Here is a 25877-nt window from a genome sequence, read left to right as displayed (position 1 = left end):
AATATCAGGAGAGCAGCATGCGGTCGTTGTCAAGCTGCTTTCCAACACCTTCCTTGAAGCGCTCAAGCAGATCATTTACGGTAAGCTTTGAGCGCTCTTCATTTGCTGTATCGAAAATGATGTGTCCGCTGTTCATCATGAAGGTACGATTGCCAAGTTCAAGAGCTGACTGCATGTTGTGTGTGATCATCATGCAAGTTAAATGGTGTTCAGCAATAATAGACTTGGTTAGATTTAGCACCTTCTCGGCAGTGCCAGGATCAAGAGCTGCAGTATGCTCATCAAGAAGCAGCAGCTTTGGAGGGTTGATGGTCGCCATTACAAGAGTAAGAGCCTGACGCTGTCCGCCAGAGAGAAGTCCGACAGGCTGATGCATGCGATCTTCAAGTCCCATATTCAAAGGACGGAGTTTTTCGCGAAACAGTTCCTTTTCTTTTTTGCTTACGTGAGAGAGCCAGCCGCCTTTGGAACCTGCCAGTGCCATATTTTCTTCAATGGTCATGCCAGGAGCAGTTCCGCTCATGGGATCCTGAAACAGATGACCGATTTTTTTTGCTCGTATATAGTCTGGCTGAAGTGTTATATCCTCGCCGTCAAGAATGATCTGTCCCTCATCAGTGTAGAAGGTACCGCAGATTGCATTAAACAGCGTAGATTTACCAGCACCGTTTGCACCGATGATGGTAACAAAATCGCCTTCATTTAAATTTAAAGAAAGTTTATCAAGGGCTTTTTTTTCATTTACCGTACCAGGATTAAAGGTTTTCGAAACATTTTTTAGTTCAAGCATAGATTACAAATGCCTTTCCGTAGCCTGCTTTGCAGTCAGGTACAAATTATCTATTATTTTTTGAATGAGTTAGTCGGCGCTTCATCATTGGGAGCTGTGTCTTCAAATATGGGAAAGACAGAGCAATGACGACAATGATAGAAGATACCAGCTTGAGCATGAATGCCGGAAGATGGAAACGAAGTGCGATGGTGTAGACAAGGCGGAAAATGAAGGAACCGAGTACGACACCAACAGCACGTGTAACAATTTTTCCGCGTCCGAGGATTGTTGCACCAATTAACAGTGAGGCAAGTGCAATCGTAACCATACCAGATCCAATGTCAATATTGACGGATTTCTGATATTGAGCAAGCAGACAGCCTGACAAACCGGTAAATGCATTAGCAACACAAAGACCAACAATGGTGGTAAAAACAGTATTAATAGAAGAAGATTTTACCATGATCGGGTTGTTTCCAGTTGCACGGATTGCAAGACCAAGACGGGTACCAAGAAACAATGTCAGCAGCGCAACGACAAGAATAACTGCAATCAGTGCCACAATCAGTTTATAATAGCTGGCAAGTGGCGTGCCCGAGAGGAGTCCTTTCATCATTGTAAATACCGTCACAGTTTTGTTCATATTTAAAAGAGAGGAACCGCCCATAACGGCAATGTTGACAGAGTAAAGACCAGTATTGACTACAATACCGGCAAGCAGACTGTTAATGCCAAATTTTGTCTGCAATGTGCCGGTGACAAAACCGGATAGAATACCGGCCCCCATAGCAGCAAGAATTGCTAAAAATGGATGACCCATAAGTGCAATCTGAGCGCCGACTGCGGCGCCCAGAGTAAAACATCCATCTGTAGAAAGATCACAGACATTTAACATGGAATAGCTTAAAAATAATGCAAGAACTGTAAGGGAACAGATTAAACCAAGTTCAAGAGCAGTCTGTCCCAGTGACAATAATGTTTGAATATCCACGAGAAAACCCCTTTGATTTTTATTACTAAAATTTATTTTTCCTGAGCCTCTGTAGATTCTTCTTTAGTCTCAGTTTCACTTTCTGATTCTTCTTCAAATTCTTCTGCAGTCTCGATGCCCTTTACAGCAGTGCAGAGTGGCTCAAATGTCTTACTGATTTCATCGAAGTCATAGCCTAACTGATCGCATACTTCGGTGTTGATAGTTGCAATACCATTGTCAAATGTCATGACAGGTGTTTTTGCAGGTTCTTTACCGTCAACTAAGATGCTGTTAATCATGTTTGCTGTCTCAACACCTAAATTAATATAGTCAACGCCATATCCACAGAAAGCACCGTTTAATGCGAAAGAATCAGCACCTGCATAATGCGGAATGCCAGCTTCTGCTAATTCCTCATAGATGGAAAGTTCAGCTGTCATGATGGTGTTGTCAGATGGTGTAAAGACTGCGTCAGCACCGTCTGCGATGATAGAATCAGCTGCTAACATAACTTCGTCAACTGTTGTTCCAGTGTATTCTGTGTAATCAACACCCTTATCATCGAGGTATTTCTTAGCTTCTTCGATTGCAGTTGTGGAAGAATCCTGACCCTGATCATATAGAAGGGCGATATGATCAGCTTCTTCATCAGCAGCAAATAAAAGATCCATAACAGCAGTTGTGTCTAAGTAGTCAGAAGTACCAGTGATATTTGCACCAGGCTCTTCCATGGACTCTACAAGTCCAGTAGAAACTGGGTCAGATACAGCTGCAAAAACAACAGGAATCTCGTTGTCTTCGGTAGCTGCCTGCATTGCCATGGCAACAGGGGTGGCAACACCAACCATCAAATCCACGTCATCTGCGATGAAGTTTGCAATGATCTGATCAAGAACAGTGGCATCAGCCATACAATTTTCTGTTGTGACTTCAAAAGAAACAGCACCGTCAGAATCTTTTTCAATTTTTTCAAGCTGCTTTTCAATATTAGAAACGATCTGGTTTAAAGAAGCGTCATCAACATAGTTGCAGATACCAATCTTAAATGTTTGGGCATCGCTATTGTCGGATGCAAATACAGGTGCAGATGCAATGGTGCTCATGCTCATTGCAGAAATCAGTGTGGCACAGGTTAAATAATTTTTTCTCATAATAGTGTTCTCCTTTTGATGAATAAAATTTGTAGGATGCCAAGGGCAAAAGCTTCAAAGCAACGGAGCAATTCATAGGCATCAGTTAGTGAGTTAGATAGATCGGGAGAAAGAAATTTTTGTAACAAAAAAAGCCCTATCCCAATCCTAATGGGACAAGACTGTTAATCCTGCGGTGCCACCCATATTGATGCTAATGCATCCAACTCAACTCGCACATTCATGTGAAAAATCTGCACAACTATGCGATACGCAACGGATAACGGGCTGCGCGCCCCGTCGGCTGCTACTAACGAAAATCGCGTTCGGCCGCCCTCATAAGCCCATTCATCATAATCTGTGCTGCTACTTTCCACCAACAGTAGCTCTCTGTGAACACGCAACCATGACTACTTACTCTTAATCACAGGTTTCTTGTTTGAACGTAGTTTACTTCAATAATGTAAAGTTGTCAAGGGAAAAATAAAAATTTACCAAAAAAATAAAATTAGCTTTTTTTTACTTGAACAAATTGTTCATAATGTGATATAATAAAAACGACACACATATGAGAAGGGGAAGAAAAACAAATCAGATAACCAAAGTTATCAAATTTTTAATTTTAGGAGGACGAGGTATGAAAAGAAAATTTGCGGTAATTATGAGTGCGGCGTTGGCTGCGGGAAGTACAATGCCAGTAATGGCAGAAAGTGAAACAGCGTTTACACCATCTACATATGTAGGTGAGTTTTCTCTTACAGCAGATGGAGAGTCTATGCTTTTTTCCATAACTGCAGAGCAGTTTGCAGAGGATGGCGTTAGTGTTTCAGCAAATGTTACGCTTCCGCCATCTGTTACAGGAGAAGAGGCTGATACAGTCTATGGTCTTAATGATGTACTTCGCGTTGTTTCTGGTGATCTTTATATTAATGTCGCTGAAATTGCAAGTACATATGGTGAATTGTTAGGTTCTGATATCAGCTCAATGCTTCCAATGTTTGGTATTGATCAGGATTGGGTTGAGATTCCGGCAATTGATTTTGCAGCAGTAGAGACTGAAGCAGAGACTGATTTTGATGTAGATTCTATGATGAATGATTTTACTGCACTGGCAGAAAATTTTGATATTCAGACGGCAGAAGATGGCTCTACTACAATTACATTTGACGGACCGGCAATTGTAAACACTGTTAAGGCAGTTGAGAATGTAGTTGATAATGCTATGTCAGTATTATTATCACAGGTTCAGGGAACAGATGCATCACAGCTTGTAACAGTATTTGATGATTATCTTCAGGCAGCAGCAGAGGGAGTCAACATGGCTTCACCAGATGTTTCTGTTGAAGATGCAAAGGGAATGATTGTTGATATGATGAATTCTCTGGTTGAGGAGATGGTATCTTCATTTGATGTAACACCACTTCAGACAGAAGATGGCAGCAAGCTTTCAGACCAGATTCAGCAGATGCTTGATGAGGGTGCTACTATAAACGGTACAGCTACAGTAAATGCAGATGGTACTATGACAGAGAATGTTACTGTTGTAAATGGTGAGTCAACTGTTGTGGTTGATATGTCCTTTGATGGTACAGCCTTTAACTATGTTGTAACAGAGGACGGAACTGAGATCATGAATGCAAACGGAACAATTACCGCACAGGATAATGATTTTGGTATGGATATGACTACTACAGCGGATGGCGAAACAGTAAATATGAATGTTGCACTGACATTACTTGACAATGGACTGAGCATTGCTCTGACAACAAATGATGGAAACGAAGAAGTTTCTATGGCTGGCAGCTTCACACAGGAAGATGGTGTTACCATTACTGATACAGAGGCACCGACAGCAACACTGCTTCGCGATGTTGTAAAGAATACTGTTGCAATGTTCTACGCTGCACAGGAACCAGTTGAAGAAGAAACAGCTGTAACGGTAGCTGAATAATTACAAATTTTGTACATAAGATGGCCTGTCATATTCACATGGGTATGACAGGCCATATTTGTGATACAGATATTTCTTGCCAATCAAGCGTTTCTATACTATAATAGTTACCGTAACTTTTAACTATTCTAAAAAGGAGGCGAGTATGCCAGATTTAACAGAAGAAGAGAAAAAAATACTGCGCCAGGCATATGAGATAAAAGAAAGAATTAAGGCAGAGGAGCTTGAGGCAGGAGAAGTGTCTGTGGATGAAGCTGTGGATGAAGATTTGTCAACTGACAAACCCATTCAAAGACAAAGAAAACAGACCAGGCCAAAGTCAAATACAGCAAATGAAACATCACCTGTAGATGAGCGCTCGATTTATGGTCCAGAGGCATCGAATGAAGCTATAAAGAAAGCTCCTGAAATTGAAAAGAAGATGCCAGTGCCGGAAGCAGAAAAAAAGAAACGTCCTAAACAAACAAAACAAAAAGTAAGGGAAACGGTCAAAAAGGCGGAAAAGAAGCCACGAAAAGAAAAAAAGAAAAAGGGCTTTTTACACAAGCTGCTTAAGGTGCTGATCATTATATTGATTATTATGGCTGTGGCGCTTGCCGGTGTTTATGCTTTTTTGCGTACAACCATTGCGCAGACCAATTATAAGCCATATGAGACTTCATATGAAAGACAGGCTGATGTATTGACACAAAAAGGCGTTACCAATATTTTGCTGATTGGAACTGATACTAGAGTAGCAGGTTCAAATGATGCCAGATCAGATGCGATGATTGTTGTGTCGATCAATCCTTATAAAAGAAAGTTTGTTATGACATCTATTATGCGTGACAGCTATGTGACAATTCCAGGGTATGGAGAGAATCGTATAAATGAGGCGTATTCAAGAGGCGGAGCGGCATTGCTGATTCAGACAATTGAAGAAAATTATAAGCTGGGCATTGACTATTATGCGCAGGTTGATTTTTTTAGCTTTGTTGATGTGATTGATGCTTTTGGCGGTGTTACCATCAATGTGGAACAGGCGGAGGTGGAATGGATTAATGGCTATATTGCAGAATACAATCAGGTTAGTGGAGTCGCAGATCGTGATGGCTTTGTGGACGAACAGTTTGCTGGCGGTCAGATTACACTGACGGGAAAACAGGCGCTTGGCTATGCACGAATCCGTAAGATTGGAAATGATTTTGCAAGAACACAGAGACAGAGAACTGTAATGAATGCACTGTTGGAGAAGGTTAAAAAGGCAAATGTAGTTACGATTTATAAAGCAGTAGAATCTATTTTGCCAGATATTTCAACAAATATTTCAGATTCCAAAATGTGCTCACTGCTGATGCAGTCAGTTTTATATCTGAATTATGATATGGTTCAGGCGAGAGTTCCGGCGGACGGCACATGGAGCAATGCAATTATGGGGGCTAATCAGGAAGTTTTGGCTGTTGATTTTGGGGCAAATAAAAGCTATCTGCAATCTACCATCTATGAATAAAAATGATGGAAAAGGAAGGGTTATCAGATTATTATGATGTATGTATTTATTTGCCCAAAGTGCAAAGCAACGCGAATGGTAAGTCTGCTTAGAAAACTGGACTGTCAGTGCTGTTCATCGCCGATGGCTAATTGTGAGCTTGATTATATGGAGTGGATTAATCTCACACCAAAGCAGCGTCAGAAGATGATTGATTTATATCATAATGCAGATCCGGCAAAGCTTTGTTTTATGCGCCCTATGCCGTTTTATGACAGATGGGAGCGCAATTATTATATGTGATTTCAAAAATGCAGAAGAGGTGATTATGAAGCATTACGATTATATATTAGTAGGAGCTGGACTTTATTCAGCAGTTATTGCCTGGCATGCAAAGCAGGCAGGAAAGAACTGCCTTGTGTTAGAAAGACGCATCCATATCGGTGGAAATATTTACTGTGAAGAGATTGAAGGAATTAATGTGCACAAATATGGTGCCCATATTTTCCATACAAGTGATCGCAAGGTATGGGATTTTGTAAATTCTTTTGTGGAATTTAATCGTTATACAAACAGCCCGGTAGCTAATTATAAGGGTGAGATTTACAATATGCCGTTTAATATGAATACGTTTAGCCGTATGTGGGGAATTAGTACACCACAGGAAGCAAAGGCAATCATTGACAAACAAAAGTCAGAGATTACGGGAGAACCTAAAAATCTTGAGGAACAGGCAATTGCGCTTGTAGGAAGAGATATTTATGAGAAGCTTGTAAAGGGTTATACGGAAAAACAGTGGGGACGCGACTGCAGCGAGCTTCCGAGTTTTATTATAAAGAGACTCCCAGTGCGCTTTACATATGATAATAATTATTTTAATGATTTATATCAGGGAATCCCGATTGGCGGTTATAACAAGCTGATAGAGGCATTGTTTGAGGGTGCTGATATAAAGACAGGCGTTGATTTCCTTGCAGAAAAGGAAAAATGGATGTCAATGGCTGATAAAGTAGTTTATACAGGAGCAATCGATGAGTATTTTGAGTATTGCTTTGGAAAGCTTGAGTATCGTACTGTGCGTTTTGAGACAGAAGTGCTTGATACAGATAATTATCAGGGTGTAGCAGTTGTTAACTATACAGACAGAGAGACACCTTATACAAGAGTAATTGAGCATAAGCATTTTGAGTTTGGAACACAGCCTAAAACAGTAATTTCAAAGGAATATTCTACTGACTGGAAGGAAGGCATGGAACCTTACTATCCGGTAAATAATGAGAAAAACCAGATGCTGTATCAGAAATATCGCGAGAAGGCACAACAGCAGGAAAAAGTATTTTTCGGCGGCCGCCTTGGAGAATATAAATATTATGATATGGACAAGGTTATTGCATCTGCTATGAATGGCTGGGAAGCTTTACATAGATAAGAAGTTTTTTTAACATCAACGAAGGGCAGGACAGAATTAATGGGAAAGTATTTTGGAACAGACGGTTTTCGCGGTGAGGCAAATGTAGATTTAACGGTTGAGCATGCATTTGAGGTAGGTCGTTTTATTGGCTGGTATTTTGGAAAGGAGCATAAGTGCAAGGTAGTAATCGGAAAGGATACGAGACGAAGCAGCTACATGTTTGAATATGCACTTGTTGCAGGCTTAACTGCTTCCGGTGCAGATGCTTATCTTCTTCATGTTACCACAACACCAAGTGTATCATATGTTGTTCGTACAGAAGATTTCGACTGTGGAATTATGATTTCTGCAAGTCATAATCCATTCTATGATAACGGAATCAAGCTGATTAATGATAAGGGTGAAAAAATGCAGGAATTTGTCATTGATGAGATTGAAAAGTATCTTGATGAAGATAAGAAGAATCTGCCATATGCGACAAAGGAAAATATTGGCTGTACCGTGGATTATGCAGCAGGAAGAAACCGTTATCTTGGATATTTAATGTCTCTGGCACTGTGTTCCTTTAGAAATATGCGCGTCGGTTTAGACTGTGCAAATGGAAGTGCTTGGATGATTGCAAAGAATGTTTTTGATGCACTTGGTGCAAAAACATATGTGATCAATAACGAGCCAGATGGAACTAATATTAATACAAATTGTGGTTCTACTCATATTCAGGGATTGCAGGCTTTGGTAAAGGAAAAGCACCTTGACGTTGGATTTGCATTTGATGGTGACGCAGACCGCTGCCTTTGTGTAGATGAGAATGGAGATGTAGTAGACGGCGATGCGATTCTTTATATTTGCGGTAAGTATCTGAAAAATAAAGGAGAGCTTGCTGACAATACAGTTGTTACAACTGTCATGTCAAATTTTGGTTTGTATAAGGCATTTGATGCAGCAGGTATTTCTTATGAAAAGACAGCTGTTGGCGATAAGTATGTATATGAGTGCATGAGCGAAAATGGATATCGTCTTGGCGGTGAGCAGTCTGGTCATATTATTTTCAGCAAGTATGCAGCAACAGGAGATGGACTGATTACTGCAATTAAGATGATGGAAGTAATGGTACTAGGCAAGCAGACACTTTCTCAGTTAAGACGTGGTTTTGTGTCATATCCGCAGAAGCTGACGAATGTGCGAGTAATGGATAAGGTGGCAGCAAGAGAAGATGCAGATGTTCAGGCAGCAGTTGCACGAATCACAGGGGAACTGGGAGATCGCGGACGCATTCTTGTAAGGGAGAGCGGAACAGAACCATTAATTCGTGTTATGGTTGAGGCAAGTGATCCAGATGATTGTGAAAAGTATGTAGATCAGGTAGTTGAGGTACTTCGCGAAAATGCACATATAAGAAAATAATAGACGCAGTTAAACAATCATACCGGCAAAAATAAAAGAAAAAAAAGAAAAATAGACAACGAATAAAAATACGAAAAGGGGGAAAAAGGGTATGAAGATGCCGATTATAGAGGCTTACCTGGACGATCTTATTAAAAACAGCACACTCGATGTACCGGCATGGAACATTGAGGCAGCAAGAAAGGGTGGAAAGTCCGGTTGGAACTACATTGACGGATGTATGATCCTTGCTATGATAGAGACATGGAAGATTACAGGAGAGAAAAAGTACCTTGATTTTGCGGAAGCTTATATTGACCATCGTGTGCAGGAAGATGGTACGATAAAGGGATATAATCCGGAGGATTATAATATTGATAATGTTAATGCAGGAAAGACCTTGTTTTTGCTGTATGACATTACTGGTAAGGAAAAGTACCGCAAGGCAATTGATGTAATTTATGGACAGCTTAAAGGTCAGCCAAGAACAAGTGAAGGTAATTTTTGGCATAAGAAGATTTATCCGAATCAGGTTTGGCTTGATGGACTTTATATGGGACAGCCATTTTATATGGAATATGAGACACGCTTTAATGACAAGAAGAACTATCCAGATATCTTTAAACAGTTCTTCAATGTCGTAAAGAATATGAGAGACGAAAAAACAGGTCTTTATTATCACGCTTATGATTCATCAAAAGAAATGTTCTGGTGTGATAAGACGACAGGTCTTTCAAAGAATTTTTGGCTGCGTGCGCTTGGATGGTATTCAATGGCGCTGCTTGATACATTGACGAAAGCAGATAACAGCTATCAGCCAGAATACGATCAATTAAAGCAGATATTTATTGATTTGATGGAGTCTATGGTAAAATTTCAGGATGAAAGTGGCATGTGGTATCAGGTTGTCAATATGGGTGGCCGTGAGAAAAACTATCTTGAGACAAGCGGAAGTGCAATTATGGCATATTCAATGCTTAAGGGCGTGAGACTTGGCTTTTTGCCAGAGAGTTTTCGTGCATATGGCGAAAAAGCATTTCATGGTATTTGTGATCGCTATCTGAAGGAAAAAGACGGGCGTTTAAGTCTTGGCGGAATATGCTTAGTGGCAGGACTTGGTGGTCCGCAGATGAGAGATGGAACTTACGAATACTATATGTCTGAACCAGTAGTTGAGGATGATGCAAAGGGTGTTGGTCCATTTTTGTTGGCGTACACAGAAATTCGCAGATTAGGCGAGTGAAATTAAAAGAAGTGGATACCTGCGGTAACAGCCGCAGGTATTTTAAAATGGATGAAGAAAATAAGAAAGGCAGGGAAAAGATGAAGGGAACATCTTGTGAAGAGTGCGCATATTTTGAATATGATGAGGAAGAGGAATCATACGGCTGTCAATTCTATTTTGATGAGGATGATATTGCAAGAGCGAGCCTTTATGGTGATCGCTATATTTGTCCGCACTTTCAGTACAAAGATGAGTATAGAATTGTTCGAAAGCAAATTTAAGTGAATACGGATAGAACAAACATAGAGGTATTTTATCTATTGACAAAATCATAAATGTTTATTATCATAAATAAGTAATAAAAAATAGAAAAGGGCGGTAAATAAACAAAGGAGAAAACTATTATTTGCCGGGTGGAAGGTTGTTATGAACAGCGATGAAGTAATGATTGTTAATGAGGAAGAGGATGAGATAACCATAGACTTTTGGGGTATTTTTCATGCAATCGCAAAAAAATGGTATATTGTTCTTTTTGTAGCTGTAGCGTTTGGTTTTGCATTGGGAGCATATGGACGCTTTGTTGTAAAGGATGCTTATGAAGCTGAGGCATCAATGTGTATTATTGACAGCAATAAAGAAGTGTCTATGAGTGATTTGCAAGTTGGATCAGCACTGATAAATGATTATGAAGGAATTATTAAAAGTCGTGTTGTTCTTACAAAAGTAATTGCAAATCTAAAACTGGATATTGAATATAAGGGATTGTATAATGCAGTTTCTATAGAGAATCCAGATGGAACAAGAATTATCAAAATAAACGTAGTTTCACAAGATCAAAAAGAAGCAGTTGATATTGCAAATGAAATTTTGCAAATCAGCATTGAAGAAATTCCGAATGTTTTAGGAAGCAGTGTACCGACAGTACTAGATAAGGCTGACATTTTATTTACAGAGAATACACGCCATTCTATTTTGTTTTATTCTGTGATTGGTGTTGCTCTTGGAATGTTTTTTGCATGTGGCATTATAGCATTGACGGTCATTACAAATGTATCTGTAAAAACTGATGAGGATGTGCAAAAGTGTACTGGTTTGTCAGTTCTTGGTGCGATTCCAGATTACAAAGGAAAAAAACAGAAGAAAATTATGTGGCCTGAGGATTTACCATTTAATGCATCGGAGTCTATTTATCAGTTGCGTACAGGAATTTTATACAGCAGCAAGGATGTGAAAACGATTGTAGTTACGAGTGCATTTGAAAATCAGGGAAAATCTTTTATTTCATTCCATTTGGCATATAGTTTATCACAGGTGGGAAAAAGGGTTCTTCTTGTTGATACAGATATGAGAAAATCAGTGCTTCAAAGACGTATGGGACTAGAAGGTGTAAAGCTTGGACTTTCTGAGTATCTTTCTGGAAATGCAGAGCTAGGTCAGGTTATTTATGATGTTGGCATTCCAAATATGCATGTATTGTTTAGTGGAAAGCTTGTTCCAAATGCATCTGCACTTTTGTCTGCAAAGTGGTTGGAAAATCTTTGTACAGAAGTTAGAGATTCCTATGATTATATTATTTTTGATACACCTCCGATCTGCGTAGTGGGAGATGCAGCAATTGTGGCATCTTTTTGTGATGGAACACTTCTTGTTATTGAAAATGGTGTTACAAAGAAGAAGACATTGGCGCAGATGAAGTCTGAGATGGATAAAGTGGGTGCGAATGTAATTGGTGTTGTCCAGAATATGGTCGGTAGCAAAAAGGATTCCAGTTATTATGGCAAGGGAAATTACGGTTATTATTATGGAAATAACCAAAATAAAAAATAAATTTACAAAAGCTATTGTAAATTATAAAAAGCCGTGGTAGAATGAGATCTGAAATCTTTAAAATAAAAGCAATGACGGAAAGAGTAGTACAGCAAGATCATTCAGAGAGAGCCGTGTATGGTGGAAGCGGTTTATGGGAATACTGTATGAAGACCATTCCTGAGCTGTGCGTGAAAGAAGCAAAAAGCTTCGAAGCGTTGCCGTGTTGCTGCGTTATAAGCAAAGAGTGAAAGATAAGGTGGAACCGTGCGCTAGCACCCTTAGGTATTGAGATACCTGAGGGTGTTTTTTTATTGCACAAGTTAAACTTTATGTTCCTGTATCCTGCTCTGTCACCGATGGAAAATAAAATGTAAAAAGATAAGAGGAGATCAAAATGGTAAACTTTAAAGAAGACGAAGCATTAAACACATTGAATCATTCCTGTGCACATTTGATGGCACAGGCAATCCGTCATCTGTATCCGCAGGCAAAATTCTGGGTAGGACCAGTTGTTGCAGAGGGATTCTATTATGATGTTGATTTCGGTGATCACGTATTTAAGGAAGAGGACTTGGCTGCAATCGAGAAGGAAATGAAGAAGATCGCAAAGAGAGGCTTTAAGATTATCCGTAAGGAGATTTCCAAGGAAGAAGCACTGGAAATGTTTAAGGATGATGAGTATAAGCTTGATCTGATTTCCAATTTGGAAGATGGAAATATTACATGCTATGAGCAGGGAGATTTTACAGATCTTTGCCGCGGACCTCACGTTGACAATGTAAAGCTTTGCCGTTACTTTAAGCTGTTAAAGCATTCTGGTGCTTACTGGAAGGGAGATAAGAATAATAAGGTTCTGCAGAGAATCTATGGTGTATGTTTCCCGACAGCTGAGGAATTAGAGGAGCACTTAAAGCTTCTTGAGGAGGCTAAGGAGAGAGATCACAGAAAGATCGGTAAAGATATGAATTTGTTCATGGTAGACGATCTGGTAGGCCGTGGTCTTCCAATGTTCCTTCCAAAGGGTTATGTAATCTGGCAGGAGCTTGAAAACTACATCAAGGATAAGGAAAGAAAGCTTGGCTATCAGCATGTTATGACACCGTGTGTTGGAACAGTTAATCTGTACAAGACATCTGGTCACTGGGATCATTACAAGGAGAACATGTTCCCAGCTATGGAAGTAGATGGAGAGGCATTTGTTCTTCGTCCGATGAACTGTCCGCATCATATGATGATCTATGCAAACCGTATGCATTCTTATAAGGATCTGCCAATCCGTATAGGTGAGATTGCTCATGATTTCCGTTATGAGTCAAGTGGAACCTTAAAGGGTATTGAGAGAGGCCGTCACTTCTGCCAGAATGATGCGCATATTTTTGTAACACCAGAGCAGATCAAGGATGAGTTCTCAAATGTTGTTGATCTGATCTTTAGTACCTACAAGGATTTTGGTATCACAGATTATCGCTGTGTTTTGTCTTTGAGAGATCCGGCAAATAAGACAAAGTATCATGATGATGATGAGATGTGGAATAAGGCAGAAAATGCTCTTAGAGACGTTATGAATGACCTTGGAATCGAGTATACAGAGGAGATTGGTGAGGCTGCTTTCTATGGTCCGAAGCTTGATGTAAATGTAAAGCCAGCTGTTGGAAACGAGTATACACTGTCCACTTGCCAGCTTGATTTCTGCCTGCCGGCAAAGTTCGAGCTGACTTATATTGACAAGGATGGCGAGAAGAAGACTCCTGTTGTTTTGCATAGAGCAATTTTGGGATCTCTTGACCGTTTCATGGCATATATTCTTGAGGAGACAAAGGGAAATCTGCCAACATGGCTTGCACCAGTTCAGGTAAAGGTTATGCCTGTTAAGACAGATAACGAGGAGCTCATGGAGTATGCAAGACAGATCTGTGAGAATCTTGAGGATAGAAATGTTCGTGTTGAGTTAGATGACAGAGCAGAAAAGCTTGGTTATCGTATGCGCGAAGGTCAGGTTCAGAAGGTACCGTATCTGCTTGTAATCGGATTTAACGAAATGGAGAATAAGTCAGTCTCCTATAGACTTCATGGAGAAATGGATACTACAACAGTTGGACTTGATGAGTTTGTTGAGAAGATCCATGAAGAAATTAAAAATAAGGTAAGATAAAAGAAACAGATCGAAGCATCTGGTAAGTATAAAAAGGGCACGAATCAAGTTTAGATTCGTGCCCTTTCTCTGTAAAAAACATAATTATTCAGGATCTTATAGTAAAATCAATTTAGTTCTCAAGCAGATATTTTTCGCAAAAAGCGATCTGCGCTTCCATGGAAGTGCGGCTTGGAGCACCCTTTGTAAGACGCTTTTCTACGCAAGTCTTCATGCTGATTGCGTCATAGATATCCTCATCAAATACTGGGCTGATGGAACGATATGCGTCAAGAGAAAGCTCATCAAGGGAGCAGTTTTTATCAATACACATTAGAACAAGCTGACCAACAATGCCATGTGCATCACGGAATGCAACACCGTGATTTACAAGATAATCAGCGGCATCTGTAGCGTTGGTGAAGCCATTTTTTGCACTGGCTTCCATGCGATCCTTACGGAATGTCATAGAGGCGATCATGCCTGTGAACAAACCAATGCAACCCTTAACAGTATCAAATGCGTCAAATGCCATCTCCTTATCCTCCTGCATATCTTTGTTGTATGCAAGCGGAAGACCTTTCATGGTAGTTAAAAGAGACACAAGAGCACCATAAACACGTCCTGTCTTTCCTCTGATCAGCTCTGCAATATCAGGATTTTTTTTCTGCGGCATAATACTAGAACCGGTGCTGTAAGAATCATCAATATCGACGAATTGATACTCGTTAGTATTCCAGGTGATAATCTCTTCGCAGAAGCGGGACAGGTGCATCATAATAATTGAGAGTGCATCCAGATATTCGATCAGGTAGTCGCGATCAGAAACAGAATCCATGCTGTTTACAGTTGCGCAGTCAAAGTCCAAAAGAGACGCAGTGTACTCTCTGTCAAGCGGGTAAGTGGTTCCTGCCAGAGCGCCAGCTCCAAGTGGGCATGTATTCATGCGGCGGCGGATGTCAGCCAGACGGCTGCGGTCACGGCGAAACATTTCAAAATATGCACCAAAATGATGAGCAAGTGTAATTGGCTGAGCTTTTTGAAGGTGAGTAAAGCCTGGCATAAAGGTGTCAAGGTTTGCTTTCATAATAGTGAGCAATTCTTCAAGGAGAGTTTTTAAAAGACCATCAGTCTCATCAATCTCATCTCTTGTGTAAAGCTTCATGTCAAGTGCAACCTGATCATTTCTGCTTCGGCCTGTATGAAGCTTCTTTCCAGCCTCTCCGATGCGTTCAATCAAATGAGCTTCTACGAAGCTGTGAATATCTTCACTTCCGTCATCGAATGTAAGTGTGCCATTGTTAATATCAGAAAGAATACCTGTTAAACCACTGATGATCTGATCTCGCTCATCATTTGTCAGGATGCCGGATTTTGCAAGCATAGTCACGTGTGCAATGCTGCCGCGAATATCCTGTGCGTAAAAGCGACAGTCAAATGGAAGTGATGCATTAAAATGGTTTACAAGCTCATTAGTTTCTTTGGTGAAGCGTCCACCCCATAATTTCATAATCAATCCTCTTTTCTGACAGCTTATTGACTGTCTTTGTTTGTTTTTTTGCTTAATGAATTGTGACGGCTGCGAGTTAAATCAAGCTCAATACTGTCTAGGCTGACATTTTTTTTCGCTGATGAATCACGCTTTTCATCTGTTTTTGAAAAATTTTTATTCGAAAGCATTTCATCTGAAAGTTCTTTCGAAAAATCTTTATTTGAAAATTCTTCCGAAAGTTCTTCTTCTGAAGGTTTTTCTGGTTCGTTTGAATCTTCCTCAAAAAATTCATCAGATAGATCATCATCTTCAACTATTACTGAATCATCCGTCTCGATTTCATTATCTGTTTCATCATCTAAAGTACCATCTGTAGGTTCAGATAAATCATTTTCAAGATCTTCTGAATCAGCCAAAGCAGTTGCCTGAGAAGCAGAAATTTCCTCCTGATCATTAAGTGAAGCTTCATCTGCTTGATTTTTCTTCCAGAGGTGAATCAGTGCAGCAATCATAATCAGTAAAATAATACAGATAAGCGTGCTTGCAAGACCGAGATAAAAACCATCTGGTGTGTAATCAAGATGAATGGTATGTGTACCTTCAGAAATTTCGAAGGAGACGAATGTGTCTTTAAAGGCTGTCATATCAACCGTATTTCCATCAACAGTGACAGTCCATCCTGTGTCATAAGGAATTGTTGTTACAACGCGTCCATCAGTAGATGCAGTAATAGTTGCATCTACACTTGTGCTTGTGTAGGAAGTAACTTCCATCGGTGACTCGTCAAGAATTTCATAAAGCTCTTTTAGCACATCCTCATTCAGACGGTATGCGGACAAATTGATGATGGTTGAACTAGAAGAATCATCATTTGTGATAGTAAAGAGTGAGCCGTCGGTCTGATAGTCAAATGACATAAAAAAGCTTCGGCTTAAATTGTCAAAAGTTTTTGATGTATTATGATGGCTTATGCGAATTTTAGAAGGACCCGATTTAGCAGAATAGAAGCAGTAGTAGCCGCCTTCTGTTGTTGTAACGTTTACGCTAGTGGTTCCGTTGTTTGTCACGTCAAGCGAAACAAATAAGTCATCAGCAATACCAAGTGAATGAACAAGATTGTTCCAGTTTATGCCAGGATCATCTGCTGTTAAATCCCAATCTGCTTCTAATGAATTAGAGACAAGAAAACCTAACGGCAGTGCATAAGTATTCTTGTAGAGGTCTACATTGTCTGTGCTTTGATAGAAACTTCTAAGCAAAGTATCCTCTGGCTTTGGATCGTTGTCTGTGTATATAGAGTAACGGATGCCAAGGAGCATATTGGAAGCAGGTGTGGAGCCGGCAGTTCCATATGCATTAGTTGATGACTCTAAACCAATTTTCTTATAAAAAGAAGTTAGATGAGCGTAGGCTGTTGATGAAAAGATCGATGCAGAAGGATAATCAAGCCATGCACCATCATTTTTCGTACGATTGTTCACCTTCTCTGTACGGTAAAATACAGTGTCATCATCAGCTGCGGCAGCAGCGGTAAGTGTGCGTACATTGGAATCATATTCCTTATAAGTTGTTCTTCCTACTGTTGTAACACTTGTATACGACATATTGATTGTGGCTTCAGCAGTAATAATGATAAGTGTAACAACAGTAATAGGCATACGCCAGTTTTTGCCCTTTGAACGGTATAAATGAATTAAAATGCCATAAATTACCACAAAGAGAATACTTAAATAGAATGAGGAGAACAGATAATACTGTTCATCACCTGTTCCTGTGTAGGAGGCTTCTAGCTTTTCTGTCAGAATGATAAAGGCGACAACACCAAGCAAAACGCCTAGGTATTGTTTTTTAGGGCGATCCTTTAAACCAAGAAAGCCTTTATATCCCATCGCGAGCAAAAACAGAATATAGATAAAGGACTGGCGGCACGGAAGAGAGTTTGGATAATGGAAACCATGCCATATAAAGTTAAGCACATTAGTGCTAAAACTTAAGTAGAAGAAAATAATCAGACAAAGGTAAGAAATCTTTTCCTTGAAGGAAACCTTTTTGTTCATAAAATAGAGCGGTACAAACAACAGGATGCCAATTCCGCAGTAAATATTTGGCCAATGCTTTAGTCCGATTTCAACCTCAACATTAACAAGATGACGAGCAATCATGTCATACATAGAAAAGTAAGAGGACCAGTCCTTTGGAAAGCTAAAGTTGCCGGAAGCTGTATATGAGAGTGCTGCAATCTCAGGGAAAAGCACAACACCTGCGAGTCCGCCGGCTAAAAGGGAAAACAGACCAAAATTTAATATCTTTTTCGGGTAATTAAAATTTTTTCCTTTTGCGAGAATCATGCAGATTACAAAATAAATTACAAGCGTAATGCAGATCATGATTGCAATGTAATAATTGGAGAGAATGGCAAGTCCTAAGCTGATGCAATACAGATAGCATTTATCATCGTTGATTAGCCGCTCTAAACCAAGGAAAATTACAGGAAGCAAAACCATACAGTCAAGCCACATAATATTCCAGCTGTACGCAGCCATGTAGCCGCTTAGGCCATAAAAGATGCCGAAAAAGGCAGCTGCGATGCTGTTTGTGTGGTTGTGTCTGTTTAAATACCAGGTCATCGTAAGACTAGAGAGTGCCATTTTTAATACAATTCCATATGTGATAAACTCAATGACAAGTGAGCTTGGACACAGGAACAAAAACCAGTTAAGCGGACTAGAAAGATAGTAGGCAAAGATTGCCATAAAGTTTGTACCTAAACCGATGTCCCATGTATAAAACAAGCTTTCACCGTTTGCGAGCTTATCCTTTAGTTCCTGAAAAAACGGTGCGTATTGGTGATACAGGTCAGTACGCAAAAAAGAACGGTCGCCAAATGGGTAGATTTCCTTTCCGATAAAGATCATAATCATGGAAAGAACTGGAATAAAAAAAGCCAGAAGATAAGGCAAACGATCCTTCCATGTTCGCTTCGAATGTGCCTGCTGCGGCATGATTTTTGAAAAATTCAAATTCATAGCACAAATCCTTTCTTAAAAATATATCTTTATGATAGCATTGTTTTTTGATCATTCTGTGACTAGCTTCTTTTCTTAAAAACAAGAAGCTTGCTGCCAATGTAATTTATTAATAGAACAAATACATTAGACAACAGTTTCATTGCCGGTTCATTCCAGCAAAGAAGGCTGACTGTAATTTCCATGAAGGCAGTATCGACAAAAAAGGAAAAGATACGGCAGCTTAAAAAAGGAATCAGTTCCTTTTTTAAAACAGGCACAGACCAGTCATCTGACAGGAAAACAAAAATCTTGTTGCTGACGTAGGCAAATGCAACAGCGAGCACCCAGGAGATACATTGAGAAATCAAGACTCCAGAAAAGATACGGACAAGAAAGTAGCTTACATAGCTGACGATGGTTGTAAGGACACCACAGACAAGGTAGCTAATGACTTCGTAGTTGCAAAAACGCGACAAAACAGGATTATTGGCAGCCCACTGACAGATTCTAAGATTGATTATAAAACGAATCAGTGGAAAGTTCATGATTTTGTCTTTCATATTAAATGTGCTCCTTTTTACTTTACAGATGATTCAAATTCGCATATAATAAATAATGCGTTTGACCATTTGGCCGGCGTATATATGTAAACAACACGGCATTCTTATTGTAATATAGGATTAGAAAAAAGTAAATCTTTTTCTTTCCTCTATATGAAAGGTAAAAAATATGACAGAACAAGAACGCAAGAAAGCATTTGAAAATCAAAGGCGCAATGCCGAAAGACGTGCTAAGGAAGCTGATGGCACTTATGACATGGAGCGTCGCATACAATATGAAAAAAAACAGCGTGAAGAACGCCGTCTGCAGCAGAAAAAGCAAGCATTGAAGCAGCGGTTTATAGCAGCAGTGATTGTAGTTGCTGCTTTGATTGTGATAGCAGTTCTTTTTAGATCCTGCAATAAAAAAGATGATAAACAGCTTCAAACAATGCCTGTGCAGACCTCACAGGAGGAGATAACAAGCGGGCAAATTGAAGAGGCAAATGAACCAGAAGTGAAAGCTACTGTGCCAACTACACAGGAACAGATTCAAGAGACAAATCAGTTGGAGACAGTTGGTGAAACAGAGCAGGTACAGCTGACGCAAAGTCAGCCGGCAGAATCTGTTGCTGCGACAGTAAATGCAGTTGATACAGCGCAGCATGTCATTGATCCGTCTGGTATTGTTATTCCAGATTGGATTACTGTTGATTTGATCCATATTAATAATGTGTCAAGACCAGCAATTGCCCTTGATGCTGTAAATGATATTGCAATTCATTATGTGGCAAATCCGGGAAGCTCTGCAAAGGCAAACAGGGATTATTTTGATTCACTTGATAATCCGGCTGTAGAAGGTGCCGGCCGCCAGGCAAGTGCACATTTGATTGTAGGGCTTGATGGTGAGGTAGTACAGTGTCTTCCACTTAATGAGATGGCATATGCAGTTCGTTCAAGAAATCCAGATACGATTTCAATCGAAGTGTGTCATCCAGATGAGACAGGTAAGTTTTCAGATACTACATACAATACACTTGTAAAGCTTACAGCGTGGCTTTTACAGCAAAAAGGTCTGACACCGGATCATGTGATTCGCCATTTCGACTGTGATGGAAAATATTGTCCGCTTTATTATGTGGAGCATGAGGATGCATGGAATAAGCTGAAGCAGGATATAGCAGATTATTATTATGCAAATCCAAATATTCAGTAAACTTTCGGGCAACTTTGTACTTTACAACCTTTTTGAAACGCGGTAGAATAGAATTAGCCTGTTGCGGTCTGGGGACAGTTTGCCCTACGGACAGCAACGATACAAACGCTGCATGGGCAGCAGATGGGAGATAAATTATGAAGGTATTAGTTATTAACTGCGGCAGTTCTTCTCTGAAGTATCAGCTGATTGATTCACAGACGGAGGAGGTACTGGCAAAGGGACTTTGCGAGAGAATCGGTATTGAAGGTTCTAAGCTGACTCATAAGCCAACTGGAAAGGAAGACTATGTAGTAGAGTCTCCGATGAAGGATCACCAGATTGCTGTAAAGCTTGTGCTGGATGCACTGACAGATAAGGATCACGGTGTAATCACCGATATCAAGGAAATCTCAGCAGTAGGCCATCGCGTTCTGCACGCAGGTCAGGTATACAGCGATTCTATCGTTGTAAATGAGGATGTTAAGAGAGTAATCAGAGAGTGCTTCGATCTCGGACCTCTTCATAATCCAGCAAACCTGATTGGTATTGAAGCATGTGAGGCAGCTATGCCAGGTGTACCGCAGGTAGCAGTATTTGATACTGCATTTGGACAGAGCATGCCAAAGAAGGCATATCTGTATGCAATTCCATACGAGTATTATGAAAAGTACGGCATTCGTCGCTATGGCTTCCACGGAACAAGCCACAGCTTCGTATCTAAGGAGACTATTAAGTTTGCAAACCTTAATCCAGAGAACTGCAAGGTTATCGTTTGCCATTTAGGAAACGGTGCAAGTATTTCTGCATCAATTGGCGGTAAGTGTGTAGATACAAGTATGGGTCTGACTCCTCTGGAAGGTCTGATCATGGGTACCAGAAGTGGTGATGTTGATCCGGCTGTTGTTCAGTATATCTGCAACAAAGAGAATAAGACTGTTGATGAGGTATTAAATATCTTAAATAAGAAGTCTGGTGTTCTTGGTATTTCTGGTGTTTCCAGTGACTTCCGTGATGTTACAAAGGCTGAAAATGAAGGAAACGAGAGAGCAAAGGCAGCAAACGAGGCATTTATCTACCGCGTAATCAAGTACATCGGTGCATACGTTGCTGCTATGAACGGTGTAGATGCAATTGCATTTACAGCAGGTGTTGGTGAGAATGATGTAAATGCAAGAGAGAAGATCTTAAGCGGTCTGACTTACCTTGGCATCGAGGTTGACCATGAGGCAAATAAGAGAAGAGGCGAGAATACAATGATCTCTACTCCAGCTTCTAAGGTTAAGGTTGCAGTAATTCCGACAAATGAGGAGTTGGCAATCGCAAGAGAGACTGTTGCGCTGGTATAATCTGGCACAACGAGCAAACACTACCAGGCAGCAGCTGCAAAGGCAGCTGCTGCTTGTTTCTATGAAAGGTTGGGTTACAAATTGTCATTATCAGAACAGAGCAGGATTCGCAATTTCTGTATTATTGCGCATATAGACCACGGAAAGTCCACGTTAGCGGACCGTATTATTGAAAAGACAGGCCTTTTGACCAGCAGAGAGATGCAGGAACAGGTTCTGGACAATATGGATCTTGAGAGAGAGAGAGGCATAACCATAAAGTCACAGGCTGTGCGTACCATGTATAAGGCCAATGACGGGGAGGAGTATATTTTCAATTTGATTGATACACCTGGACACGTCGATTTTAATTATGAGGTGTCACGAAGCCTCGCAGCTTGTGACGGTGCCATTTTGGTTGTCGATGCTGCACAGGGAATTGAGGCACAGACATTGGCGAATGTGTATTTAGCGTTAGATCATGATCTGGATGTTTTTCCAGTTATCAATAAGATTGATTTGCCAAGTGCAGATCCAGACCGTGTGGCGGCTGAGATCGAAGATATTATTGGCATAGAGGCGCAGGATGCACCGCGCATTTCAGCAAAAAATGGAATAAATATCGAAGCCGTTTTAGAGGAAATAGTTCACAAAATTCCAGCACCAAAGGGAGATCCGAACGCACCGCTTAAAGCATTGATCTTTGATTCAAAGTATGATTCATATCGCGGTGTTATCGTATTTTGCCGTATTATGGAGGGAACTGTTAAAAAAGGCGATACTGTGCGAATGATGGCAACTGGAGCAGTAGAAGAGATCGTTGAGGTTGGCTATTTTGGTGCAGGACAGTTTATTGCATGTGATGAGCTTTCAGCAGGAATGGTTGGTTATATTACAGCAAGCATCAAAAATGTGCGTGAGACTCGTGTCGGTGATACAATAACAAATAATGACAATCCGGCAGCAGAGCCGCTTCCTGGATATAAAAAGGTTAATCCAATGGTGTACTGTGGTCTTTATCCAGCTGATGGTGCAAAGTATCCAGATCTTAGAGATGCGCTTGAAAAACTTCAGCTAAATGATGCCTCCCTGCAGTATGAGCCTGAGACATCTATTGCACTTGGTTTTGGCTTCCGCTGTGGTTTCCTTGGTCTTCTCCATTTGGAAATTATTCAGGAACGTCTTGAGCGAGAGTACAATCTTGATCTTGTAACCACGGCACCAGGCGTTGTGTACCATATTTATAAAACAGATGGGACAATGATGGAGCTGACAAATCCTTCCAATATGCCGGATCCATCTGCAATTGAACATATGGAAGAGCCAGTTGTCTCAGCAGAAATCATGGTAACTAGTGAATATATAGGAGCCATAATGGATCTTTGTCAGGAAAGAAGAGGTATTTACCTTGGTATGGAATATATCGAGGAGAACCGCGCTGTATTAAAGTATGATTTGCCATTAAATGAGATTATTTACGATTTCTTCGATGCGCTTAAATCACGCTCAAGAGGATATGCATCATTTGATTATGAATTAAAGGGCTATATGAAATCAGAGCTTGTAAAGCTTGATATCCTGGTAAATAAAGAGACAGTCGATGCACTTTCATTTGTTGTATTTGCAGGCAGTGCTTATGAAAGAGGAAGAAAAATGTGCGAAAAGCTTAAGGATGAAATTCCAAGACAGCTTTTTGAGATTCCGATTCAGGCAGCAATTGGAAGCAAGATTATCGCCAGAGAGACTGTTCGTGCAATGCGTAAGGATGTCCTTGCAAAATGTTACGGTGGTGATATCAGCCGTAAGAAGAAGCTTCTTGAAAAGCAAAAGGAAGGAAAGAAGCGCATGCGTATGGTCGGAAACGTAGAGATTCCGCAAAAGGCATTTATGAGTGTGCTCAAGCTTGATGAGGAGTAATCGGATGCTTGGTCTTTATATTCACATTCCCTTTTGTGTGCGAAAATGCCGATACTGTGATTTTTTATCGGCACCTGCATGTGATTCAGAACGTGAAGCGTATCTGAAAAGCCTGCATGGTCAGATAAAAGCAATTGGTGAACGTCTGAGACAAAAAAAGTCAGGGAAACATTATATTGTAGACAGTATTTTTATAGGAGGCGGTACGCCGTCTTTATTATCATCTGATCAGATGCAGGCATTGATGGATGTGGTGCGAGAATCTTTTTATGTTGCAGATGATGCTGAAATTACTGCTGAATGTAATCCTGGCACTGTCACGAGAAAAAAGCTTTGTGCATACAAAAGAGCAGGAATCAATCGCCTAAGCATAGGACTGCAGTCAGCTGATAATGAGGAACTGGCGCTTTTAGGGCGAATCCACACATGGGAAGAATTTTTAGATACCTTTGAAGCGGCTCGTAATGCCTGCTTTACTAATATCAATATTGATATCATGAGTGCGCTTCCAGGTCAGACAGTTTTATCATATCAAAATACGCTGACAAGTGTGCTTGCACTTCATCCGGAGCATATTTCAGCATATAGCCTGATCATCGAAGAGGGAACACCTTTTTTTGATGAGTATGGTGAAACTGATTGTTCCAAAAAGAAGAAAAAGGATGCCGCGAAATTGCTTCCTTCTGAAGATGAAGTGGTGCAGATGGACGAACTTACCTGGAAACTTTTAGGTGAGGCTGGCTATGAGCACTATGAGATTTCTAATTATGCATTGCCAGAAAGCGTATGCAGACACAATTTAAAGTACTGGCACTGTGAAGAATATCTTGGTGTCGGTACAGGTGCTGCTTCGTATATGAAAACAAATTCATCAGGTGATTATTGTCGTTTGAAGGTCATTACTGATACAAAAGCGTTTTCAGAGATTGACTGGAATGATCCGTCGTCTTTAGACAAATGCTTTGCGGAATGTGATATACTTTCTTTGCAGGAACAAATGGAGGAGATGGCCTTTCTTGGTCTTCGCACAAAAGAAGGTGTCAGACTGTCGTCATTTTATGAACGCTTTGGCAAATCATTTAATGAAGTATATGGGGAAGTAGTTAAGAAATATACTGCGATGGGGATGATGAAAGCAGATGAGACACATGTTGCGCTCACGCTTAAAGGCATGGAGGTCGCAAATTGGATCATGGCTGATTTTTGTGGCTGATTTTTCAGAAGAATACAAGGTGCTGTGAGATTTGCAGCACGGAAAAGAGGAAAAGATGTATCAGGTCGATTGTTCCGTTTTGCTGGACGGAAAAAAATTCTACGAGATGTCGATATGGAATATGTACTGCAGAAAGAAAAGCTATGTGTTTCTGACAGCTGTTATGTATGCATTTTCTATGTTAATGATATCATCAGCACTCCCTCAGATTTTGACGGGAACAAACAACACAGCCATTATCAACGGCGGTATGGGCTTTGTATTACTTGTTCTTGTTGTCTATATGAATTATAATCATATCAGTCGTTTCAAGAGAGCTTCTAAAAACGAAGAGTGGTTAAAAAAGACAGGTAAGCATATACGAATCACAAAAGAGCAGATCGTAAATTATCGTATTGAGGCACAGGAAGAACGCAAGTATGAGTGGTCTCAGGTACTTGGCGCATATAACCGCAAGGAAGAAATTGTTCTGTGTACAAAAAAAGATGAGCAGATCATGACACTTGATAAGTCAAAGCTTTCCGAGTCAGAGATGAAATTTATCACAGATATTATAGATGAAAGACATTTATGGAGAACGTCAATGCCGATCCGTACAGTATATCTGATGTTTGGCGCAATTACATTCGTTGGAGTTACATGGATTGTACAGGCCGTTTTAAAGGTGATGTAATGTAAAAAAGTAAGCGTTTATTTTGGAAACGAAATAGATGCTTATTTTTTTTAATATTATAGTTTTGCGAATGGGCGTTCCGTGAACTGTAACTTTCATGCTTGACATTTCAGAGAAAGATCTTGTAAAATTATGCCTGCTGTTTTATAATGTGATAAGATGATACCAGTGTCAAAAGGTCAGAAATCTGATGCAATCTGGTATCGAAGGGGAAATTCCCATAAAGAATGGAAAGGAGTGCAGTGAGAACGCTGCAGTA

At 40.2% G+C, this 25877-nt stretch carries 20 protein-coding genes and 1 other annotated feature; of the genes, 14 read left to right on the top strand and 6 right to left on the bottom strand.

Features of this window, described 5'->3' with window-relative positions:
- Positions 1-4: 4 nt before the first annotated feature.
- Genes WJP93_RS06540 through WJP93_RS06530 form a run of 3 tightly spaced genes read right to left on the bottom strand, consistent with a single transcriptional unit; the run spans position 5 to position 2896 of the window.
- A complete protein-coding gene (locus WJP93_RS06540; protein ID WP_118612158.1) occupies positions 5-790 on the bottom strand; it encodes an ATP-binding cassette domain-containing protein in 786 nt (261 codons plus the stop codon).
- Positions 791-836: 46 nt separating this feature from the next.
- Positions 837-1763 (bottom strand): ABC transporter permease, encoded by a 927-nt coding sequence (locus WJP93_RS06535; RefSeq protein ID WP_118612159.1) that lies wholly within the window; start codon positions 1761-1763, stop codon positions 837-839.
- A gap of 32 nt (positions 1764-1795) precedes the next feature.
- Positions 1796-2896, bottom strand: coding sequence for an ABC transporter substrate-binding protein (locus WJP93_RS06530; protein WP_337547378.1), 1101 nt, complete (start codon positions 2894-2896; stop codon positions 1796-1798).
- Positions 2897-3044: 148 nt separating this feature from the next.
- Positions 3045-3312 (bottom strand) — a binding site (T-box leader).
- A gap of 200 nt (positions 3313-3512) precedes the next feature.
- On the opposite strand from WJP93_RS06530, the gene WJP93_RS06525 reads away from it, so the two are divergent.
- From WJP93_RS06525 to thrS, 9 genes are all read left to right on the top strand, one after another.
- Entirely contained in the window at positions 3513-4826 is a 1314-nt protein-coding gene (locus WJP93_RS06525; protein WP_337547377.1) for a hypothetical protein, read from the top strand.
- 145 nt (positions 4827-4971) lie between these two features.
- Entirely contained in the window at positions 4972-6315 is a 1344-nt protein-coding gene (locus tag WJP93_RS06520; protein ID WP_337547376.1) for an LCP family protein, read from the top strand.
- Positions 6316-6348: 33 nt separating this feature from the next.
- Positions 6349-6597 carry a hypothetical protein gene (locus WJP93_RS06515; protein WP_337547375.1) on the top strand — a complete coding sequence of 83 codons (249 nt, stop codon included), beginning with the start codon at positions 6349-6351 and terminating at the stop codon, positions 6595-6597.
- A gap of 25 nt (positions 6598-6622) precedes the next feature.
- Positions 6623-7723 carry a UDP-galactopyranose mutase gene (glf, locus tag WJP93_RS06510; RefSeq protein ID WP_337547374.1) on the top strand — a complete coding sequence of 367 codons (1101 nt, stop codon included), beginning with the start codon at positions 6623-6625 and terminating at the stop codon, positions 7721-7723.
- Positions 7724-7762: 39 nt separating this feature from the next.
- Positions 7763-9109, top strand: a complete 1347-nt coding sequence (glmM, locus tag WJP93_RS06505; RefSeq protein ID WP_337547373.1) for a phosphoglucosamine mutase — start codon at positions 7763-7765, stop codon at positions 9107-9109.
- A 97-nt stretch (positions 9110-9206) separates the two neighbouring features.
- Positions 9207-10331, top strand: coding sequence for a glycoside hydrolase family 88 protein (locus WJP93_RS06500; protein ID WP_337547402.1), 1125 nt, complete (start codon positions 9207-9209; stop codon positions 10329-10331).
- 80 nt (positions 10332-10411) lie between these two features.
- Positions 10412-10594: a DUF6472 family protein gene (locus WJP93_RS06495; protein WP_066558703.1), complete on the top strand. Its 183-nt coding sequence runs from the start codon at positions 10412-10414 to the stop codon at positions 10592-10594.
- Positions 10595-10739: 145 nt separating this feature from the next.
- Positions 10740-12140 carry a polysaccharide biosynthesis tyrosine autokinase gene (locus tag WJP93_RS06490; RefSeq protein ID WP_337547372.1) on the top strand — a complete coding sequence of 467 codons (1401 nt, stop codon included), beginning with the start codon at positions 10740-10742 and terminating at the stop codon, positions 12138-12140.
- Positions 12141-12516: 376 nt separating this feature from the next.
- Positions 12517-14274 carry a threonine--tRNA ligase gene (gene thrS, locus WJP93_RS06485; protein ID WP_337547371.1) on the top strand — a complete coding sequence of 586 codons (1758 nt, stop codon included), beginning with the start codon at positions 12517-12519 and terminating at the stop codon, positions 14272-14274.
- 112 nt (positions 14275-14386) lie between these two features.
- Here the strand turns inward: thrS and argH are convergent, their stop codons facing one another.
- The 3 genes from argH to WJP93_RS06470 all read right to left on the bottom strand — a co-directional run bounded on the left by argH (position 14387) and on the right by WJP93_RS06470 (position 19313).
- Positions 14387-15763: an argininosuccinate lyase gene (gene argH / locus WJP93_RS06480; RefSeq protein WP_337547370.1), complete on the bottom strand. Its 1377-nt coding sequence runs from the start codon at positions 15761-15763 to the stop codon at positions 14387-14389.
- Between the two features lie 23 nt (positions 15764-15786).
- Positions 15787-18771, bottom strand: coding sequence for a YfhO family protein (locus tag WJP93_RS06475; protein ID WP_337547369.1), 2985 nt, complete (start codon positions 18769-18771; stop codon positions 15787-15789).
- 62 nt (positions 18772-18833) lie between these two features.
- A complete protein-coding gene (locus WJP93_RS06470; RefSeq protein ID WP_337547368.1) occupies positions 18834-19313 on the bottom strand; it encodes a GtrA family protein in 480 nt (159 codons plus the stop codon).
- Between the two features lie 169 nt (positions 19314-19482).
- On the opposite strand from WJP93_RS06470, the gene WJP93_RS06465 reads away from it, so the two are divergent.
- The 5 genes from WJP93_RS06465 (at position 19483) to WJP93_RS06445 (ending at position 25618) form a co-directional block, all read left to right on the top strand.
- Positions 19483-20508, top strand: a complete 1026-nt coding sequence (locus tag WJP93_RS06465) for a peptidoglycan recognition family protein (RefSeq protein ID WP_227100883.1) — start codon at positions 19483-19485, stop codon at positions 20506-20508.
- Between the two features lie 137 nt (positions 20509-20645).
- A complete protein-coding gene (locus WJP93_RS06460; protein ID WP_066561506.1) occupies positions 20646-21836 on the top strand; it encodes an acetate kinase in 1191 nt (396 codons plus the stop codon).
- A gap of 81 nt (positions 21837-21917) precedes the next feature.
- Positions 21918-23732 carry a translation elongation factor 4 gene (gene lepA / locus WJP93_RS06455; protein WP_337547367.1) on the top strand — a complete coding sequence of 605 codons (1815 nt, stop codon included), beginning with the start codon at positions 21918-21920 and terminating at the stop codon, positions 23730-23732.
- 4 nt (positions 23733-23736) lie between these two features.
- Entirely contained in the window at positions 23737-24945 is a 1209-nt protein-coding gene (hemW, locus tag WJP93_RS06450; RefSeq protein ID WP_337547366.1) for a radical SAM family heme chaperone HemW, read from the top strand.
- Between the two features lie 31 nt (positions 24946-24976).
- Positions 24977-25618, top strand: coding sequence for a hypothetical protein (locus WJP93_RS06445; RefSeq protein ID WP_262536870.1), 642 nt, complete (start codon positions 24977-24979; stop codon positions 25616-25618).
- Positions 25619-25877 lie beyond the last annotated feature (259 nt).

It is taken from the genome of Anthropogastromicrobium sp., assembly GCF_037349415.1.
Lineage (GTDB): Bacteria > Bacillota > Clostridia > Lachnospirales > Lachnospiraceae > Anthropogastromicrobium > Anthropogastromicrobium aceti.
Note: the sequence above shows the minus strand (reverse complement) of the source record. Positions and strands in the feature narration are given on the sequence as shown.